Genomic DNA, 16,360 nt, shown 5'->3' on the forward strand with positions numbered 1-16,360 from the left:
CCCTGCGCGCCGTGGTGCACCCGCGCCCGCTGTCCTGGGCGGCCTCGCTGCAGCTGGCGTTGCGCCAGAGCCGCCGCCTGCGCCAGGGCTGGCGCGCACGGCGCCGCTATGCCGAGCGCGAAAACCCGGGTTCCGGGCAATCATGAGCGCACTCGTCCCCGTGCAGGAACACTGGATCGATGCCGCCGACGGCACCCGGCTGTTCTGCCGCGACTGGCTGGTACCGGGCGCCACGGCGGCCGTGCAGATGGTGCATGGGCTGGGCGAACATGGCGGGCGCTATGCGGCGCTGGCGCAGTTGTTCAACGAGGCGGGCATGTCGGTGCGTATCTGCGACCATCGTGGTCACGGGAATTCCGGCGGCCGCCAGGGCAGCCTGATCCAGGCGGACGACCTGCTGCGCGATCTCAAGCAAAGTTTCGATGATTTCAGCCGCCGCACCCAGTGCACGCCGCTGCTGTTCGGTCACAGCATGGGCGGCCTGGTGGCAGCGCGCTTCGCCACCGGTGGCTATAGCCCGGTGCGCGCGCTGGCGCTGTCGTCCCCGGCGCTGGCTCTGGACCTGAGCGGCTGGCAAAGGCTGCTGCTGAAGGTCTCTTCGGCCGTCGCCCCTGGCCTGGCGCTGCCCACGGCCTTGCCGGCCAGCCGCATTTCGCACGATCCGCACCAGGTCCTGGCCTACCGCCGGGACCCGCTCAACCACGGCAAGATCGCCCCGCGCATGCTCAATTTCATGCTCGATGCGATGCACCAGGTGGCCCGCGACGCGGCCCAGTTCACCCGGCCGGTGCTGTTGCAGGTGGCCGGAGACGACGCCTTCGTCGCTCCACGTGGCAGTCGTGCCTTCTTCGATGCCTTGCCGGGGCCGCAGAAGACCCTGCACTGGTATGGCGCCGCCTATCATGAGATTTTCAACGAGGAAGTCGGGCTGCGTGAGCAGGTCATGCACGATTTGCGTGCCTGGCTGGCGCAGTTGCCAGCCGCCGACTGAAGAGTGCCGGGGGCGCGCTGCCTGAAACGAGCATCGGCAGGCTGCCCGAGGGTGGGAAAATTAACCTGGAATTACGTCTGTAAAGCGTCGCAGCCAGCCCGATGAGGCAAGGGTGCGACGCTTTTTTGCGTTCAGGGCTGACCGCTGGGAACGTTGCTGAACTGACAGCGGCTATCGAACCCGACGAAGCCCGGCGCGCAGGCGCAGCCTTGCACGGCCAGCAGCAGGGAGGAGGCGGCTAGGAGGGAGGCGAGACGCTTCATGCTTCACTTTCGTTCCGTTGGCAAAGCTTGCGAGTGTAATGGGCTGCGAGCACTTTGCAAGTGAGGCGGCGCTGCCGCGTCGGCTGCCGGAACGTCCCGGGGAAGCCATTTGTCGACGGCGCGAAGATATCAGCAATGATGATAATGGTGCAAAACCATGCCCAAAAATGGACCTGGATGCACTGAGGAGGGGCAAAAAGAAAAAGCGGCTTGTCAGCGTTGCAACGCGACAATCACCGCTTTTCAGGACTGCTGCTTTCGTGTCTGCCAGTACCGCAATGGGCTGGCGACAACCCGGCCAGGAGGGCTGCTTACTTGACCGAAATCAGGTAGCGCGCGACCATGGCGCCGATGAGCAGGGTGTACGGGAGGATGTCGGCGACGATGTTCATGGTGAGCTCCGTGAGGAAAAATTGATCTGTTGCATTGCAATATATTTGCTTCACCGCGACGCTTCCACTTTTGAATCCCAATACCAGTTATCTCTTTTGTGAATAACTTGGTGTTTTTGCGCAACCTGAGGGGTGTCTGTTGGTATTTATCCTTATAAATCAACGGCTTAACAAATTTGATGGCCTCTCGTGGAAAAAGCCCCTGGCGCACGGTGTGTCTTCCGTACGACAGGGGCTTTGATGAAAGGGGCAGGCGCAGCCGCTGGCCTCGCGCCGCTTTGTCGGCTTGTTACTTCACCAGCTGGATATTCAGACCGCGCAATTCGGTCGTGATCTGTACCTTGTAGGCGCCGCCTTGGGCCACCTGGACCGTCAGGCGGTCCTGCGGATTGGGGCCGGCCGTGGTCAGGGTATGGACCCGCTTGATGCTGAAGTCGTAGCTGCCCGGCTTGAGCCAGATCGACAGATGTTCGCCCCCGGTGATCTGCGCCAGGACCACGTCGTTGATCGACAGCTCCAGCATTTCGTTGTTGAGCATGCCGGCCACGCGGGTGAATTCGATCTGCGACAGGCCGGCAGCCTGTTCGGTCATGCTCTTGATATAGACGCGCGAGGCCGGGATGTCGCCGGTGGCGGTACGTTGCACCGGGGTTGCGCAGGCCGCCAGGGCCAGGGCGACGGTCAGGCTTGCTGCAAGGGCTTTGATCATGTTCCTCATCCTTATTGTGTGTCGTGAATGGCGTGGACTTCAGGCGTGCCGGGCAGACGATAGCATGGCGGCCTGTGGGTCCAGTTGCAGCAGATGGCGTTCGATGGCGAAGACATGGTCGTCATCGACCTCCAGCTCGCGCAGCGCCTGGGCCAGCTTGAGCAGGTATTCGCTGTTGCGGCCGCTCGGTCCGACTGCATGGGCGATCTGGCGTGCGATGTCGGATTCGCTGGCCGGGCCGGCGAAGGCCTGGTTGTCTTCGGCGGCAATGTAGATCAGCCCTTCGGTCTGCTGCCCGTCGTCGAAGAACATCGGCGTGGCCAGCCGCAGGTAGCCGTTCTTTTCGCGGTGATCCAGGTGGGCGAAGACCTCCGGCGTGATCAGGTAGGCCATGCCGGCGCAGACAGCGCCCTCCTGCGCGATGAGCGTGACCACGCGTCCCGGTGCCTCGGGCGTGCCGCGGTGATCGTGCGAGCCTTGCCAGAAGCGGCGCGCCCAGCCCCTGATGTGGGCCGGCCGACGTTCCAGATAGGGAAAGTCGGCCTTGAAGATGATGGAGCCATAACCGAACAGCCAGACACTGGCGTGGTCATCGAAATGGCTCATCTGACGGTTGAGGGCGATGGTATTGACGGACATGGGACTGGCTGCAGCGCCGCGCCAAGCGGCGGAAGCCTGCCATTATAGAGGCGAATGCGGGCGAAATCTTTCCGTGCCGACTGGTCGCGCTGTCGGCATTTGCGCATAAAATGGCGCCTGTCGGCAGCGGGCGGGGGCTCGCGCCGCGTTGACCCTGGCCCGGGCCCCGCACGGGCTGGCTGCCAGGGCGCATCTGAATCTTCAGGGGAATATCATGCGTGTCGTCGTCATGCTGCTGACGCTGGTCGTCGGTGTAGTGCTGGCCGGTTGCGAAAAGACCGATTTCGAAAAGAAGTCCGAATCCGATGCCAATGCGCGCCGGATCTTCAATTTGAAGAAGGAGTCTTCCAAGCAGTAAGAGTGCAAGAGTGCAGCAAGACGCGGGGCTGGCCACGCCCGCTCGGCGCGCACCAATGAAAACAGCAGGCACCGGGCCTTAATACCGTTCAGTTAAGAAAAAATCGCCGCGCCAGATGACTTTGGCGCGGCGATTTTGCTTGGTTCTCTTCAAACCATTTGAAACCGTTCGGACTGAGTAGGCCCTTTAGGGCCGTATCGAAGTCTGTCCTGAGCCTGTCGAAGGGGCGCTGCTCAGCTTGTGGCGCGCCTTCGATACGCGGCTACGCCGCTACTCAGGACGAACGGTCAGCGGTGGCGCAAGCAAAGTCTGAGCAGGTTTTCGGGCTGGTAACAAGCTTAACTGAACGGCATTAGGCACAGGGCCTGCCGTTTTCATTTCTACAATCGGTACGGTTCTGCAGGTCAGTGGTGAGCCGCTGCGACCTTGGGTATGCGCAGCGCCTCGACGCATTCGCGCACCAGCGCCGGTCCCTGGTAGATCAGGCCGGTGTAGAGCTGGACCAGCGACGCGCCGGCCTCGATCTTGGCGCGCGCATCGGCGCCACTGAAAATGCCACCCACCCCGATGATGGGCAGGGCATCGCCCACTTCGGCCTTGAGGCCGCGGATCACCTGGTTCGACAGTTCCAGCACCGGCTTGCCCGACAGGCCACCGGCCTCTTCGCCATGCGGCATGCCCTGCACGGCGTCGCGGGTGATGGTGGTGTTGGTGGCGATGACGCCATCGATCTGGTGGCGCAGCAACGCGTCGGCGACATTCTTGACCTGTTCCATGTCCATGTCCGGCGCGATCTTGAGCGCCACCGGCACGTAGCGGCCGTGGCGATCGGCCAGGCGACGCTGGGCCGATTTCAGCTGCGACAGCAGGGAATCCAGTTCCGAGGCGCCCTGCAACTGGCGCAGGTTCTTGGTATTGGGCGACGAGATGTTGACGGTCACGTAGCTGGCATAGGGATAGACCTTTTCCAGGCAGTGCACGTAATCTTCGGCCGCACGCTCGATGGGGGTGTCGGCATTCTTGCCGATGTTCAGGCCCAGCACGCCCTGGCGCTCCTGGAAGAAGCGCGAGGATTGCACATTGGCCACGAAGGCATCCACACCGCCATTGTTGAAACCCATGCGGTTGATCACGGCATTGGCGGCCGGCAGGCGGAACATGCGCGGCAGCGGATTGCCCGGCTGCGCGCGCGGCGTGACCGTGCCCACTTCGATGAAGCCGAAGCCCAGTGCCGCCAGGCCGTCGATGTAGGCGCCGTCCTTGTCCAGCCCGGCCGCCATGCCCACCGGATTGGGGAACTGGATGCCCATCACGGTGCGCGGATCGGCCGCCGGACGGCGGATGATGAAGTCGGTCAGGCTGTAATGCGCGGCGCAGCGCAGCGCCGGCAGCACCAGGTGGTGCGCGGTTTCGGGTTCCAGGGAAAAGAGCAGCGGACGCGCGAGCGCGTAGAGGAATTTGTCGGACACGATGGAAGAGGGCGGATGGCGATGAAAAAGTGCCGCTATTCTAACGCGCCGGCCCATCAATTCCTCGAATCAGGCGCTTTTCCAGCCCGATTTTGCCGCCCTAAGCGCGGATTTGCGGGCTTTGCGCCACATGGAGATCAGCCTTCCAGTGGCTGCCATTGACCATCCTGCAGCGCTTCGAGCGGCTGGTAGTTGGTCTTGTAGGCCATCTTCGGGCTTTCCTTGATCCAGTAACCCAGGTAGACGTAGGGCATGTCCAGCTGGCGTGCCTGTTCGATCTGCCACAGGATGTTATAGGTACCAAAGGAGGCGGAGGGCATGTCCGGATCGAAGAAGGTGTACACCGATGACAGCCCGTCACTGAGCACATCGATGATGCTGATCATGCGCAAGGTACCATCGGCTTCACGGAATTCGACCAGGCGGGTGTTGACTTTGCTCTGCAGCAGGAATTGCGCGTACTGGTCGCGACTGTCCTGGTCCATGCCGCCGCCGGCGTGACGGGCGCACTGGTAGCGCAGGTAGAGTTCGTAATGCTCGTGGGCGTAGGTCAGGTTGGTGACCAGGGTCTGCAGGCCGCGATTGCGCTCCCAGGCGCGACGCTGGCTGCGGTTGCGCTGGAAATCGGCGACCCGGATGCGCACCGGCGTGCAGGCCGTGCAGCCGTCGCAGTAGGGGCGGTAGGTAAAGATGCCGCTGCGGCGGAAACCCGTCTTCACCAGTTCGGAATAGACATCCGCATTGATCAGGTGGGAGGGGGTGGCCACTTGCGAGCGGGCCTGCTGGTCATCGAGATAACTGCATGGATAAGGCGCGGTTGCATAGAACTGCAACGTGGAGAACGGCAAGTCTTTGAGATGCGTCATGTGCGTCCTGTCCTGTCTTGCGGGAAGCGGCGGCGCAGTGGCGACAACCGGCCGGTCCCTGGAGTCAGGTTCCAATTTACACCATTTTGCCGGCTACAGTGAACAGCCGCGACCGCCTCAATCGCGTCGCGTCGCGGGGATGCCGGTGTCCAGCAGGTCCAACGGCGCCCAGCCGCGAATCTGCGGCCACTGGATGGCGGCCCGAAGGTGGCGCAGGAAGTCGCTGCGGGCGATCGGACGTGCGCCGAGGGAGGCCAGATGTGACGTTTCCTGTTGGCAGTCGATCATGTCCACGCCGTGGCTGCGCAGGAAGAACACCAGATGCGCCAGCGCCACCTTGGAGGCATCGCTGACCCGGGCGAACATCGATTCGCCATAGAACATGCGGCCAATCGATACGCCATAGGCCCCGCCGACCAGTTCGCCATTGAGCCAGACCTCGGAGGAGTGGGCGTAGCCGGCGCGGTGCAGGCCGGTATAGCCCTGCATGATCTCAGGGGAAATCCAGGTTCCCTGCTCATGTCGTCGCGGTCCTGCACAACCCTGCATCACTTGTTCGAAGGCCGTGTCGAAGCTGACCTGCCACAGCCCGTCACCGTGACGGCTGCGTTCGATGCGGCGCAGGGTCTTCTTCAGGCTGTCGGAGACGACGAAGCGATCTGTATATAAGACCATGCGTGGATCGGTACTCCACCAGAGGATGGGCTGGCCTTCCGAGAACCAGGGGAAGATGCCGTGGCGATACGCCTCCAGCAGGCGTTGCGGCGACAGGTCGGCGCCCGCTGCCAGCAGGCCCGGCGGATCGGCCAGGGCGCGCGAGACATCGGGGAAGGGGGTATCGGGATCCAGCCAGGCGATCATCCGCTTGCTCCTGCGGATCAGATCATGCGGCGGCGGATGTCTTCGGTGTGCAGCGTGAAGCTGCCTTCACCGCTGCGCAGCCTCTTGAGATCGGCAAAGAAGGCGCGCAGGGTGAACTCCACCGTCGGGAAGGCGATGTCCTGCCAGGGAATCTGCTCTTCTGTATAGAGATCGACTTCCAGGCTCTCGATACCGGCCTGGTAATCCAGGTCCAGCAGGGTGGCGCGATAGAACAAGTGCACTTGGTGCACATGTGGCACGTTCACCAGCGAGAACAGTTCATGCAGCTGGATGCGGGCGCCGGCTTCCTCTTCGGTCTCGCGGCGGGCGGCGTCTTCGGTGGTTTCATCGTTTTCCATGAAACCCGCCGGCAGCGTCCAGTAACCCAGGCGTGGCTCGATGGCGCGCTTGCACAGCAGCACCTTGACTTCACCGTCCTGTTCCCAGACCGGGATCGAGCCGACGACCATCTTGGGATTCTGATAATGGATCGCCCCGCAATTGCCGCAGACATAGCGCAGGCGCGTGTCATCGGGAGGAATCTGCTGGGATACTGTCTGACCGCATTCGGAACAGAATTTCATAGAGGCTCGGTTCTGGTGTCTGTATATATAGGTATGTATAGCGCCGGCAGCGGCATCCCGTAGCATCGGCAGCGCCCTTCGTGGCCTGCTGGAACTGCCGATGGAGGAGTGCCAATGCGGTTAGGAGTGTATCACTGTAAAAAGATTGCAGAAAATGTTTGCATTCCGATTTTATCTGCCCTATAATTGTTTTCTTCAGACGCGGGGTGGAGCAGTCTGGCAGCTCGTCGGGCTCATAACCCGAAGGTCGTAGGTTCAAATCCTGCCCCCGCAACCAGTTTTAGAGACATGCCGCTAGAAGCTAGTAATAGTTTCTCAGCGGCATTGTTGTATTCAGCGTAGATATTCTCGCCTTCGGCGACGACATCGATTTTCCCATAGAGCTCGGCCACCAAAATGCGCGCCTGCTGCACGTCAGCGGCCAGGGCGCTTTCTAGGTTGGCCATAGTCTTCTTGATCCTTTTCCCGATTTCTCCTGCAGACGGCCCGTCACCGCCGGCCCTTGGCTTGCTCGCCGCCAGTTGGCCACGCTCGACCTCGGCCGCTCGCAGCCGATCCGCCAGCGCCTGAGAGGCACCGATACTGGCGATCGCATCGACCAGCCGCTGAATTTCCCCGTCCAGCTCCTTGCGCCGGCCTGCCGCCGCTGCGCCGTCGGCCGCACTGCTGCGCTGACGCTCGGCGATGATGGCCTGCACCTGGCGCCGCATTTGTTCCTGCGCGGCAGGCGACAGCAGCTCATCGCGCAAGGTCTCCAGCAGGTTCTTGTCTGCGGTCTCCCGCTTGAAGTGGATACCCTTGCAGACCGTTGGCCCGCGATCCTTCCTGTTGGCGCAGCCGTACAGCCGGGAATTGATAGCCACGATAGCCCCGCCACAATACGGGCAGGCCATCAGGCCGCCAAACAAGGTTCGTACCGGCGCTCCCTGTTTGCGGCCAGGTAGCCGCCCATCGATCCGCTTGCGCACGGTCTGCCACAGATCTTCATCGACGATGCGCAGCTCAGGGACCTGGATTTCTCGCCAATCCTCGCGCGGCCGGTCCACGCGCTGCCGCTTGCCGGTGTCTGGATCTTTTACCCACTGCGAGCGGTTCCAGATATACAGGCCCTGATACAGACAGTTGTTGAGAATGCCGCTACCCTTGTTCGGAGATCCATAGATGGCTGACACCACCCAGGTGCTGGCGCGCGGGGAGGGGACTTTGCGGGCGTTGAGCTCATGGGCGATGCGCTGCACGCTCCAGCCTTCGGCATAGCGTCCGAAGATCCAGCGTACCCAGCCGGCCTGCACATCGTTGATCTGGTACTTGCTGCCGAGGTGGTCGCGCACGATGTCATAGCCATAGGACTTACCGCCAGCGGCATAGCCACGTTCGACCTGGCCAGCCTGGCCGCGGTGCGTCTTGTGGCGCAGGTCATCGAGGAACATCTCATTGATCAGCCCGCGCACGCCCCGCATGATCTTGCGGCCACCCATGCGGCTGTCGTAGCTGTCGGCGACGCCGATGATGACGATGCCGCGGTGCTCCAGGCGGCGCACCAGTTGCTCTTGCTCTACCTGGTCGCGCGACAGCCGGTCCAGGCCTTCAACGATCAGCACGTCGAAACGACCGTTGAACGCATCCATGAGCAGCCGCGCGCCGCCAGCACGCCGGGCTACCGGCGTGGAGCCGGATACCCCGTCGTCACTGTACCGCTGGGACACTTCAAGCTCTTCACGCTCGGCGCACCGTGTGCAAATAGTGAATTGATCCTCGATGGAGGCCTCGCGCTGCTTGTCGGTGCTATAGCGTGCGTAGATCGCTGCTTTCATGGTGCTGAATGTAGAGTGCTTTTTCGGTTTCATCATCGCCGGATAATTCCGGCGCCTGCTGCAGAACTTCGTTTGCCACCTGCTCGGCCAGCATTCGCAGAAGCTGGCCCCAGGCGGTTGGATTTTTAATTGCGAGCATCCATTCTCCCCCTGTCGATAATGTTCGCGCTGTAGTCGCTCAGGCACAGACGCCTAGCTTCGCGGTCAGGGGTGTTGCGGCGCAGGTCTCCGGCATCATCGCAAGTGAGGATGTCTGCCAACGGCACGCCGCGGAACAAGCCGGCCGGTTCGTTATCTAGCTCTACCCAGGCGAATCGCTCGCCATTGCCCAGGTGCTGACGAATTACGGACACATAGCCGGCCAGCACGCCATCGTCGGCCGTGTTGAAAGTGATGCGGTCCAGAGACTGCGGGGGCTGCATCACGAAGTCACGCGGCTTGCTGCTGGTGGTGGTGATCACATCAAATTTCACAGCTGCATTCATTGCTTCTTCTCCTTGGTGGCCGTTACAGAACACACGCCAAAGCGATCGACGGCAGCGGCGATCACGTCGCAGCTATGGACTGCGATGGCGGTGTAGGAATGGCGTGCGCTCTCAGTGCGCACGACGACACGAAACGCGGTCATAGGGCGTTCCCTTTCGTTGGGTTGGGATCAATCGGAAGTTCGGTCACATCGAGCCGGCCGGCGCGCCAGTCGGCGACCTGGCGCGGCGTGCCGTGGCGCGGTGACTTGTCCGGCACAGGCACCACGCGCGGCCAGGGACACGCCTTGATGGCATCCCAGGCGGCCAGGGCCCGGCGCTGTTCGTCGGCCGTCATGGCTGGCGCTGGCCATGTCGGCATGTCGTCCACCACCGGCCGGGGCCAGGGGCATGCGCCCAGGGCGAGCCAGGCATGATCGATCTGCGCGGCCTGGTCGGGCTGGAACATGACAGATGCCGGCTTCGCCTTCGCCTCGAAGGACACATCGGCCGCAAAGTCAGATCCAGCGGGCTGCGTACAGTTATTTACACGAGTCCAAGGGAACCCCGAACCCGCCGATGTGCGGGCATCGTGCCCTTGAACTGGCGTCCATGTGTGACGAACAGATTTAAAAACCACACCCACCATCTGGCGGCATTGCACGCCATAGGGCATGACACGTTCGCACTCTTCATAGCGGCCGGTCACAGTCTTGGTTTCCTTGGCCAGCGTGACCATCAGATCGTCACGCTTCACGATGGCACCGCCTTGGGCACGCAAATAGCTGGCCCAGCATGCACGCTTCTCACCCTCGACCTTTTGTACGGCATCCCAGGCGGCGGCCATCGCTGGCGGTGCCTCTTGCACCATGTCTGCCGGAACGCGGCGCAGCTCGCGCCAGACGCTCACAGGTGCGCCGCCCCACTGCTGGAACTGCCGAATGCCCCAGCGTGCGGCCCAGGCTTCTACGCGCGCCGACGGCGTCAGCTCATAATCACCGGCCGTGTCAGTGGTCACCACATAGCCTTCTTTGGTTTTGTGGTCGGCCACGCCATCAATGTTCTTGGCCACATACTTGGCGATGTAGCCGGCGGCGCTGCCCTTTGACCAGTCAATGCGTTTCACATCAAGACGGCGCTTGAATGCGCCTGGCTCGCCACGGTCCGTGCGCCAGGCGTAGCGTTTCATCACGCGGATAGCACGGCCGGCCACGTCCTTGACGTGTGGGGTGGTGTAACCCGGCAGAGCGCGCACGAACACCAGCATGTGCCAGTGCGGGCATCCATCGTGATGCGGTTCAGCAATGCGGAAGCCGTATAAGCCGATGCCGCGCCTTGCCAGCGCCGAGCGCGCCAGGGCCGTCATCTTGCCCAGGTACTTATTAGCTGTGCGCGGATCGGAGCCGTCATATTTTGGATTGGGCTTGCCGCTATGTAGCGTTGCATGAAAGCGGGACGGGCAAGACCATGTGAGGAACAGGCCTTCGTCCTTGCACTCGCGCGCAATGGTTTCAAAGCCGTTGATGCGCAGCATGAGCTCGCCGCGCCGAATGGTTTTATTGGCGGTGGTTTTCTCGGCCAGCTCTGCAATGCTGAATTCCTGGCCAGCCTCGTTGCGCACCATAGTCGCTTCTAGGGCTGCCGCATTGCGCTTGTTCTGCGCCAGACGTGACAGCACCGCATCATTGCTGGCATAGGGCTCGCCGTGGTAGTGAACATAGCCCAAACGGATATTGCCGCCCTCAAAGGCACGGCCAACCACTTTGCGCAGTTGACGGCGCCACCAGCGTGGGTCCACTACCCGCGCGATGATGGCGCGCAGGTCATCGTCGTCCACTTCGGGCACGTCAATGCCGTAATCGCTGCATTCCTGCTCAATGATGTCGCGGGCGTGCGTGTCGGAAATTGCCTTCCAAAGCATCTTCTTGACGTTTTCCGCGGCCTTCTCGGCAGTGGCGCAGATTTCAGCGTCGTCCTGCGAAAGATCAATTCCGGCTGGCACGTAGTGCGCGGCGAAGTCCCGCACGAAATCGAAGGCGACTGGCTCGAAGATCCGACGCCAGTGCCATACCGACATGAGCTCAAGCGCCTGACTAACAACACGGCCACGCCATTTCAGTGGGATGCGTTCCAACTCGCTGGCAAACTGGGGCGAATCGAGAAAAGCCTTGTGCTGGCGTCGCGTCTTCGCATCGACTTTTCTATACTGCATTGAGAGCTCTTTCGTAGGTCGAGATTGCACGCAGCACGGCATGGCGCATCGCCAGGCGTTCGGCTTCGGTAAAGGAGTGAATGGGAGATTCCCAGCGGTCCGGCGAGAGCCCCGCCAGTGCCAGGATGTGCCGACGCACCGGCTTGGCAGTGGCCGCCCAGGAATAGGCGACTCGGATCTGATGGTTTGGCCGCTTGCGTGTGCGCAGCAGCGTCATGGCCTTTTCCAGCTCTGCTTTTGCTGCCTCATCGCCCGGTGGCGTTGGCACCAGTGCTGCACGCTCGCGCAGCAGATCCGCGACGGGACGGAAGGACGCATGATCCTTGATACGGGCGCAGCGCATGTTCAGCCTTTCACCCAGTCCAGCGCCGACAATAGTGCCGGCGCCAGCAGCAGCAAGCCGGCAACGAAGTAACTCAGCAGGCTACGCATCACCATTCTCCGAGCAGGCCATCAATGCGCTGCAGGCGCGCAGCGAGCCGGTTCGAAATGACATTCTTGCCTTCCCAAATGACGTTCCAACGCACGTCGTCGATGAGCGCGGCCTTGTGCATCAGCATGCGCTGCGCGCAGCGGAATTCCTTCAGATCCTCATCTAGTCGAAGCCTGGTGAAGGTGAGTGCGTTGATGGCTTTTTGCTGATCGGTAATCGTGGCCATGTTTTTTCAGGGTGAGCGAATCCCGCGTGCGCCATTTGGCGCACGGCAGGTATTGATTTATCGGGAGTGGGGCGGCCGCTTAGACGGTCGCGAGGTCTAGCGTCATTTGGTTCTTGGCAGCCAGAAATGCGCGCGAGGAAATCGGAATGCGTACTTCTGGATTTGGCATGGCCGACATCGATACCGTGCGCGAGACCTCAAGCGTGGCCACGAAGGTATGGCCGCATTCGACGTTCTGGCATTGGTACGTGATTTCTTTCATCATCGACGACATGGTGCGGCTTTTGGCCGCTCTCACACGATTTTGGCAGTGTGGGCATGGGATGCTGATTACGCGCATGGCTTCTTCCCCTCGACGGCATAGAGCACTCTTGCCTTGCCGGTAACACGCTTTGCACCTTCACGAACCGCTGCGGAAAAAACGAACTCGGCGGCGTCTTCGATTGTCTCGAATCCCTCGCACGCCATCAGTATTTCCAATGCCTCAACGAGTGTAGGGCTTATCAGCGTCAGTTCGATATCAGGCATTTTGAGGCACTGAAAAGTGGCTCTTGAGCGCCTTGGTTTGCATGTTTTGATTGATTACTATGGGCACATCACGAGCAACAACGAACTTAACGGCCATATGCAGCATCATGTCGTGGGCCAAGGTCGCCAAGTTTTCACCCTGCAGTTGAGCGAGCGACTTCATGAAAGCGTAGTTGTCGGCGTTGCAGCGGATCACGATTCGGTGATCGCGGATATGGCGCGGATCGTCGTACATAGATTCCCCCTGGTCAGGCGGTTGCGGATTGGTGTTCTTTTTCGTAGGCCTGAATACCTTTCAGGACCATGAGGCGGAGAAAGGACGAGCGAGTGCGATGATCTTGAACCGCATAGGCCGAGACTTTTTCCGCCTCGCGAGAATCCAGGCGGGTGGTCATGACCACCGATGTGACATCCCTGGTAGCTGGAATGTCAATTTCGTTTCTCATTGGCAACGAAATGGCAGATGTAGACATAGGGTAAAATTTGTATACGTCACTTAGCAATGACGGAAGCATAGTCAAATAAATCGTACCAGTCAACAAACTTAATATGGAAATTTTGCCCTATGGAGAGCGTCTTAAGAGCGAACGGCTGCGGCTCGGCTTTTCGCAAGACGCCTTTGCGGCGCTCGGCGGAGTCAGAAAACAAACGCAAATTTCCTACGAGCAAGGAAAAACTCTCCCGGATATCGGCTTTATGGCCGCCGTCTCGAAAATCGGGGTAGATGTTTCATACGTGATATTTGGGATTCCCACTGCGGACGCTTTGAGCTCTGATGAACAGCAGGTTCTTCAGGGATTTAGGCAGCTCGACATTATCGGCAAAGCTCGCGTGCTGGGTGTTATCGAAGGCGCGGCTCCAGCGGAGGCCGGTCGCAAAAACGCCTCACACATAACCGTCGGTGGCAGCATCGGCCAGCATATTGTTGGCGATATTCACGGGACGCTCCAAGGCCCAGTCATGGGCCACAAAATAGAGAAGAAGTAAAGAATATCGGTGTAGGGCGCCGATTTCGGTTTGCGCGCGCGCTGGGGAGCTGCGCGCATTTCAATTTGCCGTGACGCGTGACAGGAAGTTACGCGGAAGGTGTTAATCAGTAGGTTTTGAATGTCAGAAAAAATAGAAGCACAGGGCGATATCGGTCAGATTATCGAAGGCAACGTTCATGAGGCGCCGCGGTTTAACAACGTGGTAAATCTGAACTTGGGCGAAGCCAAAAAGGAAGTGCAAAGAATTACTGAGTACCAGAGAAAAAGAATCAATATGCTGGTGAAGGAGTGGGCAGCAATATGCGGTGATAAAGAGATCGAAATTTATAAAATTTTCATCGCAGATTACGGCATCCAGTATTTCCGGGAATTACCCATCGAGCATTACACGAAGGTGAAGGAGACACTCGAAGGTTGGATCGATGCGGGCACTGCTAAAACTGATCGCGCCATAGACCAAGCGCGTCTGCTGCCGCCGACGTCCGAACAGCACAGGGCCCATGAATGTGCGGTTTGCAGCGAAAAGGATGTAGCGATCGCCCGAGCGCAGAAACAAGTGGTCGTCAATGGGTTGCTAGTGTTGGCTCTGGTTTTTACGTGCGGATGGCTACTCTACAAAATGCCCGCACCTGCAGCACCAGAACAGGTTGCAGATAACATGTGTTTTTCTGAAGGCAAGGCATACTCGGCCGGCGGCACCATCAGAGTGGACGGCGATCTGATCAAGGAATGCATCTACGATGCGACGACCGGTAAATCTTCCTGGTCGAAGCCGCGATAGTCAATCGGCGTTGTTCTCCGCGATGATCTCGCGGACCTCTTTGATTTTGGCCCATTCCAGAGCTGCGGCACGATTGGCACTTTGCTTCGTGGCATAGGTCCGTTTCAGCGCTTTGGCGTTATCGGCCTTGCCTGCCAGCTCGGTGCCCTTGTTGTTTTTTTCTTTGCCTTATCGTGCCAATCCGCTTTCACACCGGTGACGCCTTCCTCCGGATCGTGATCTAGCTCACGCTCAGTATCTGCTTCCTCGGATTTCGTTTCGAACTCAATGCGCGTGGTAAAACCGTTGCCGCTGATGGAATGCGTCACGGTCTTCGATAGCCATTCCGTGGCATCGATATCCGCCTTGAATCCCGAAACCACTACGGGCGACTGCGGCATGATGCTGGCGTCGCCGAGCGCAAGTTGCATCTCGAATGTGGCCAGGCCGCGTTCGATGCGTTGCCACTCCGCTGCAGCCGCCGTGCGCGCATCGGCTTCATTCGCAAAGGTGGTGCGCAAGCGCTTGCTGTTTCCGGCCTGGCCAGCGACGACACTGCGGCGGCGCCCGTATTTATCGTCCATCCAGAATGCGCGAACGCCGCTATAGGCATCGGATTCAGAGCTGTGATATCGGTGCTGGTCGCCCAGCGCACGCACCACCTTGACCACCGGCAGAGGCTTGCCGCTGGCGGTGCGGCTCTCGTTGATCGGCATGAATAGCAGCGTGTCATTCTTGACCGTGGCCACAGCGTCATATCTCTTACCCAGGCGGCGCAGCAGCGCGGAATCGCTCTCATGCGTCTGGTCTAGGTGCTTGATGGTGATGCCACGCAGGCCCGCAGAGATACCTGACGCCAGACCATTGCCGGCGGCGATGGCATCGACCACGGCGCCAAGCGTAGTTTCATGGAAGCTGCGGTCCCGCTGCTGGCGAAACGCGTCAATCATGCTAGCCGACCTGGCGCGGATGGTGAGGCGGTCCGGCGCACCACTATGCTCCACCTCGGAAACCACGAACGCCCCTTTGTCCACCAGGGGCGAACCCTGCCAGCCGAGGGCAAAAGTCAGCTTCGCGCCCTTGGGCGGGATCTTCAACTTACCGTCAGTATCATCCAGCTCAATGTCCAACTGGTCAGCCTCGTCACCCCGGCATTCGCGCAGCGTGATGCTCATGAGCCTTTCCGAGACCGGGCGGCTGATATCCTTGTCTTCGATGACGATGCGGAAAGCTGGCGCGGTGGTGGTCATTGGCCGATCCCACCGAACGTGCCGGCAATGCCGCTGGCAGTCGTCTTGATGCCTTCGATGGCGCTGCCGACCACATCCCGCGCTTTGTCCGCGACGCTGTTCGTGATGCCGTCAATGTCGACCATGTTGCGCAGATCCGAGATATCCCCCAGGCCCAGCGACGACAGAACACTATCGTCGGTGCGCTTCAGCTTGATGGTAAATTCGATGCGCTTGGCATCGCCGTCGCCATCTAGCACCGTGCGCCCCTCGTCCATGCTCTCGATGACATAGGAACCATAGATGCGCCCGGTTCCCTGGATCAAAAACCAGCTTTTGCCCGTATCAGCCATCAGGCGCAGGGCATCCAGCGAGAACGCGCTACCGGTCAGCTCCGGTGCAATCCAGCCCGACAAGGTAATGGTGTCATCGCCCTTGCCGGTGAACTGCACCGCATCGCGCCGGCCCACCCGTGCATTGCTGGCGAACTTCCATTGTGTTTGCCGCTGCAGCTCCTGATAGGCCAGCGTGGGCAGGCTGAAGACGAACATTCCCAAGACCATCATCATGATT

Annotated in this window: 24 protein-coding genes, 1 tRNA gene and 1 pseudogene; 6 read left to right on the forward strand and 20 right to left on the reverse strand. The window is 60.5% G+C overall.

What is annotated here, in order from left to right; translation table 11 throughout:
• The first annotated feature begins 142 nt into the window (after positions 1-142).
• Positions 143-991 (forward strand): alpha/beta hydrolase, encoded by an 849-nt coding sequence (locus tag HFRIS_RS14540; protein ID WP_006464151.1) that lies wholly within the window; start codon positions 143-145, stop codon positions 989-991.
• Between the two features lie 131 nt (positions 992-1,122).
• Here HFRIS_RS14540 and HFRIS_RS25945 read toward each other — a convergent pair whose 3' ends face one another.
• The 4 genes from HFRIS_RS25945 to HFRIS_RS14550 all read right to left on the reverse strand — a co-directional run bounded on the left by HFRIS_RS25945 (position 1,123) and on the right by HFRIS_RS14550 (position 2,994).
• The gene (locus HFRIS_RS25945) at positions 1,123-1,254 is read right to left on the reverse strand and encodes a hypothetical protein (protein WP_006464152.1); all 132 of its coding nucleotides are present in this window, start codon (positions 1,252-1,254) and stop codon (positions 1,123-1,125) included.
• 311 nt (positions 1,255-1,565) lie between these two features.
• Positions 1,566-1,700 carry a hypothetical protein gene (locus tag HFRIS_RS25950; protein WP_275450449.1) on the reverse strand — a complete coding sequence of 45 codons (135 nt, stop codon included), beginning with the start codon at positions 1,698-1,700 and terminating at the stop codon, positions 1,566-1,568.
• 235 nt (positions 1,701-1,935) lie between these two features.
• Complete coding sequence (locus HFRIS_RS14545; RefSeq protein ID WP_006464153.1) at positions 1,936-2,355, reverse strand: hypothetical protein; 420 nt, start codon at positions 2,353-2,355, stop codon at positions 1,936-1,938.
• A gap of 39 nt (positions 2,356-2,394) precedes the next feature.
• On the reverse strand, positions 2,395-2,994 hold the full coding sequence (locus tag HFRIS_RS14550) for a gamma-glutamylcyclotransferase (RefSeq protein ID WP_006464154.1): 600 nt from the start codon (positions 2,992-2,994) through the stop codon (positions 2,395-2,397).
• A gap of 214 nt (positions 2,995-3,208) precedes the next feature.
• On the opposite strand from HFRIS_RS14550, the gene HFRIS_RS25575 reads away from it, so the two are divergent.
• Positions 3,209-3,352 (forward strand): hypothetical protein, encoded by a 144-nt coding sequence (locus tag HFRIS_RS25575; RefSeq protein WP_006464155.1) that lies wholly within the window; start codon positions 3,209-3,211, stop codon positions 3,350-3,352.
• Positions 3,353-3,756: 404 nt separating this feature from the next.
• On the opposite strand, the gene HFRIS_RS14555 is transcribed toward HFRIS_RS25575, so the two are convergent.
• The 4 genes from HFRIS_RS14555 to HFRIS_RS14570 form a co-directional block, all read right to left on the reverse strand.
• Positions 3,757-4,821 carry a quinone-dependent dihydroorotate dehydrogenase gene (locus tag HFRIS_RS14555; protein ID WP_006464156.1) on the reverse strand — a complete coding sequence of 355 codons (1,065 nt, stop codon included), beginning with the start codon at positions 4,819-4,821 and terminating at the stop codon, positions 3,757-3,759.
• Positions 4,822-4,958: 137 nt separating this feature from the next.
• Positions 4,959-5,687, reverse strand: coding sequence for an arginyltransferase (locus tag HFRIS_RS14560; protein WP_006464157.1), 729 nt, complete (start codon positions 5,685-5,687; stop codon positions 4,959-4,961).
• Positions 5,688-5,804: 117 nt separating this feature from the next.
• Positions 5,805-6,548 (reverse strand): leucyl/phenylalanyl-tRNA--protein transferase, encoded by a 744-nt coding sequence (gene aat, locus HFRIS_RS14565; RefSeq protein ID WP_006464158.1) that lies wholly within the window; start codon positions 6,546-6,548, stop codon positions 5,805-5,807.
• A gap of 17 nt (positions 6,549-6,565) precedes the next feature.
• On the reverse strand, positions 6,566-7,132 hold the full coding sequence (locus HFRIS_RS14570) for an NUDIX hydrolase (RefSeq protein WP_006464159.1): 567 nt from the start codon (positions 7,130-7,132) through the stop codon (positions 6,566-6,568).
• A gap of 200 nt (positions 7,133-7,332) precedes the next feature.
• Between HFRIS_RS14570 and HFRIS_RS14575 the strand changes: the two genes are divergently transcribed.
• Together HFRIS_RS14575 and HFRIS_RS25840 are read left to right on the forward strand one after the other, a co-directional pair.
• Positions 7,333-7,409: transfer RNA gene (locus HFRIS_RS14575), tRNA-Met, on the forward strand.
• Between the two features lie 244 nt (positions 7,410-7,653).
• Entirely contained in the window at positions 7,654-8,076 is a 423-nt protein-coding gene (locus tag HFRIS_RS25840; protein ID WP_039875882.1) for a hypothetical protein, read from the forward strand.
• Positions 8,077-8,136: 60 nt separating this feature from the next.
• Here HFRIS_RS25840 and HFRIS_RS25845 read toward each other — a convergent pair.
• The 10 genes and pseudogenes from HFRIS_RS25845 to HFRIS_RS25455 all read right to left on the reverse strand — a co-directional run.
• A pseudogene (locus tag HFRIS_RS25845) lies at positions 8,137-8,982 on the reverse strand (recombinase family protein); the annotation flags it as partial.
• 89 nt (positions 8,983-9,071) lie between these two features.
• Positions 9,072-9,431, reverse strand: coding sequence for a hypothetical protein (locus HFRIS_RS14590; protein WP_006464161.1), 360 nt, complete (start codon positions 9,429-9,431; stop codon positions 9,072-9,074).
• Positions 9,428-9,574 carry a hypothetical protein gene (locus HFRIS_RS25580; RefSeq protein ID WP_166758155.1) on the reverse strand — a complete coding sequence of 49 codons (147 nt, stop codon included), beginning with the start codon at positions 9,572-9,574 and terminating at the stop codon, positions 9,428-9,430. The genes HFRIS_RS14590 and HFRIS_RS25580 overlap by 4 nt, the downstream gene beginning before the upstream one ends.
• Complete coding sequence (locus HFRIS_RS14595) at positions 9,571-11,622, reverse strand: replication endonuclease (RefSeq protein ID WP_039875885.1); 2,052 nt, start codon at positions 11,620-11,622, stop codon at positions 9,571-9,573. Before HFRIS_RS14595 ends, HFRIS_RS25580 begins: the two co-directional genes overlap by 4 nt.
• Complete coding sequence (locus tag HFRIS_RS14600; protein ID WP_006464163.1) at positions 11,612-11,965, reverse strand: hypothetical protein; 354 nt, start codon at positions 11,963-11,965, stop codon at positions 11,612-11,614. The genes HFRIS_RS14595 and HFRIS_RS14600 overlap by 11 nt, the downstream gene beginning before the upstream one ends.
• 88 nt (positions 11,966-12,053) lie before the next feature.
• A complete protein-coding gene (locus HFRIS_RS14605; protein ID WP_006464164.1) occupies positions 12,054-12,281 on the reverse strand; it encodes a hypothetical protein in 228 nt (75 codons plus the stop codon).
• Between the two features lie 79 nt (positions 12,282-12,360).
• Positions 12,361-12,621: an Ogr/Delta-like zinc finger protein gene (locus tag HFRIS_RS14610; protein WP_081626862.1), complete on the reverse strand. Its 261-nt coding sequence runs from the start codon at positions 12,619-12,621 to the stop codon at positions 12,361-12,363.
• The gene (locus tag HFRIS_RS14620) at positions 12,612-12,809 is read right to left on the reverse strand and encodes a hypothetical protein (protein ID WP_006464166.1); all 198 of its coding nucleotides are present in this window, start codon (positions 12,807-12,809) and stop codon (positions 12,612-12,614) included. Before HFRIS_RS14620 ends, HFRIS_RS14610 begins: the two co-directional genes overlap by 10 nt.
• Entirely contained in the window at positions 12,802-13,044 is a 243-nt protein-coding gene (locus HFRIS_RS14625) for a hypothetical protein (RefSeq protein WP_006464167.1), read from the reverse strand. The genes HFRIS_RS14620 and HFRIS_RS14625 overlap by 8 nt, the downstream gene beginning before the upstream one ends.
• 13 nt (positions 13,045-13,057) lie before the next feature.
• Positions 13,058-13,204 (reverse strand): hypothetical protein, encoded by a 147-nt coding sequence (locus HFRIS_RS25455; protein WP_161625979.1) that lies wholly within the window; start codon positions 13,202-13,204, stop codon positions 13,058-13,060.
• Positions 13,205-13,358: 154 nt separating this feature from the next.
• On the opposite strand from HFRIS_RS25455, the gene HFRIS_RS14630 reads away from it, so the two are divergent.
• Together HFRIS_RS14630 and HFRIS_RS14635 are read left to right on the forward strand one after the other, a co-directional pair.
• The gene (locus HFRIS_RS14630; protein WP_006464168.1) at positions 13,359-13,796 is read left to right on the forward strand and encodes a helix-turn-helix domain-containing protein; all 438 of its coding nucleotides are present in this window, start codon (positions 13,359-13,361) and stop codon (positions 13,794-13,796) included.
• Between the two features lie 120 nt (positions 13,797-13,916).
• Complete coding sequence (locus HFRIS_RS14635; RefSeq protein WP_006464169.1) at positions 13,917-14,579, forward strand: hypothetical protein; 663 nt, start codon at positions 13,917-13,919, stop codon at positions 14,577-14,579.
• A 104-nt stretch (positions 14,580-14,683) separates the two neighbouring features.
• Here HFRIS_RS14635 and HFRIS_RS14640 read toward each other — a convergent pair whose 3' ends face one another.
• Positions 14,684-15,808 (reverse strand): contractile injection system protein, VgrG/Pvc8 family, encoded by a 1,125-nt coding sequence (locus HFRIS_RS14640; RefSeq protein ID WP_006464170.1) that lies wholly within the window; start codon positions 15,806-15,808, stop codon positions 14,684-14,686.
• The gene (locus HFRIS_RS14645) at positions 15,805-16,356 is read right to left on the reverse strand and encodes a phage tail protein (RefSeq protein WP_006464171.1); all 552 of its coding nucleotides are present in this window, start codon (positions 16,354-16,356) and stop codon (positions 15,805-15,807) included. Before HFRIS_RS14645 ends, HFRIS_RS14640 begins: the two co-directional genes overlap by 4 nt.
• Positions 16,357-16,360: the final 4 nt, after the last annotated feature.

The sequence above is a fragment of the Herbaspirillum frisingense GSF30 genome (assembly GCF_000300975.2).
GTDB classification, from domain to species: Bacteria; Pseudomonadota; Gammaproteobacteria; order Burkholderiales; family Burkholderiaceae_D; genus Herbaspirillum; species Herbaspirillum frisingense.

Excerpts from the sequence above, each read along its gene's own strand:
- HFRIS_RS14600 (WP_006464163.1), bottom strand. The coding sequence starts at position 11,965 with ATGCGCTGCGCCCGTATCAAGGATCATGCGTCCTTCCGTCCCGTCGCG.
- HFRIS_RS25945 (WP_006464152.1), bottom strand. The coding sequence starts at position 1,254 with ATGAAGCGTCTCGCCTCCCTCCTAGCCGCCTCCTCCCTGCTGCTGGCC.
- HFRIS_RS14590 (WP_006464161.1), bottom strand. The coding sequence starts at position 9,431 with ATGAATGCAGCTGTGAAATTTGATGTGATCACCACCACCAGCAGCAAG.
- HFRIS_RS25575 (WP_006464155.1), top strand. The coding sequence starts at position 3,209 with ATGCGTGTCGTCGTCATGCTGCTGACGCTGGTCGTCGGTGTAGTGCTG.
- HFRIS_RS25455 (WP_161625979.1), bottom strand. The coding sequence starts at position 13,204 with ATGACCACCCGCCTGGATTCTCGCGAGGCGGAAAAAGTCTCGGCCTAT.
- HFRIS_RS14545 (WP_006464153.1), bottom strand. The coding sequence starts at position 2,355 with ATGATCAAAGCCCTTGCAGCAAGCCTGACCGTCGCCCTGGCCCTGGCG.
- HFRIS_RS14570 (WP_006464159.1), bottom strand. The coding sequence starts at position 7,132 with ATGAAATTCTGTTCCGAATGCGGTCAGACAGTATCCCAGCAGATTCCT.
- HFRIS_RS14640 (WP_006464170.1), bottom strand. The coding sequence starts at position 15,808 with ATGACCACCACCGCGCCAGCTTTCCGCATCGTCATCGAAGACAAGGAT.
- HFRIS_RS14595 (WP_039875885.1), bottom strand. The coding sequence starts at position 11,622 with ATGCAGTATAGAAAAGTCGATGCGAAGACGCGACGCCAGCACAAGGCT.
- HFRIS_RS14550 (WP_006464154.1), bottom strand. The coding sequence starts at position 2,994 with ATGTCCGTCAATACCATCGCCCTCAACCGTCAGATGAGCCATTTCGAT.
- HFRIS_RS14620 (WP_006464166.1), bottom strand. The coding sequence starts at position 12,809 with ATGCCTGATATCGAACTGACGCTGATAAGCCCTACACTCGTTGAGGCA.
- HFRIS_RS14625 (WP_006464167.1), bottom strand. The coding sequence starts at position 13,044 with ATGTACGACGATCCGCGCCATATCCGCGATCACCGAATCGTGATCCGC.
- HFRIS_RS14540 (WP_006464151.1), top strand. The coding sequence starts at position 143 with ATGAGCGCACTCGTCCCCGTGCAGGAACACTGGATCGATGCCGCCGAC.
- HFRIS_RS14605 (WP_006464164.1), bottom strand. The coding sequence starts at position 12,281 with ATGGCCACGATTACCGATCAGCAAAAAGCCATCAACGCACTCACCTTC.
- HFRIS_RS14630 (WP_006464168.1), top strand. The coding sequence starts at position 13,359 with ATGGAAATTTTGCCCTATGGAGAGCGTCTTAAGAGCGAACGGCTGCGG.
- HFRIS_RS14610 (WP_081626862.1), bottom strand. The coding sequence starts at position 12,621 with ATGCGCGTAATCAGCATCCCATGCCCACACTGCCAAAATCGTGTGAGA.
- HFRIS_RS14645 (WP_006464171.1), bottom strand. The coding sequence starts at position 16,356 with ATGATGATGGTCTTGGGAATGTTCGTCTTCAGCCTGCCCACGCTGGCC.
- HFRIS_RS25580 (WP_166758155.1), bottom strand. The coding sequence starts at position 9,574 with ATGACCGCGTTTCGTGTCGTCGTGCGCACTGAGAGCGCACGCCATTCC.
- HFRIS_RS14560 (WP_006464157.1), bottom strand. The coding sequence starts at position 5,687 with ATGACGCATCTCAAAGACTTGCCGTTCTCCACGTTGCAGTTCTATGCA.
- HFRIS_RS14635 (WP_006464169.1), top strand. The coding sequence starts at position 13,917 with ATGTCAGAAAAAATAGAAGCACAGGGCGATATCGGTCAGATTATCGAA.
- aat (WP_006464158.1), bottom strand. The coding sequence starts at position 6,548 with ATGATCGCCTGGCTGGATCCCGATACCCCCTTCCCCGATGTCTCGCGC.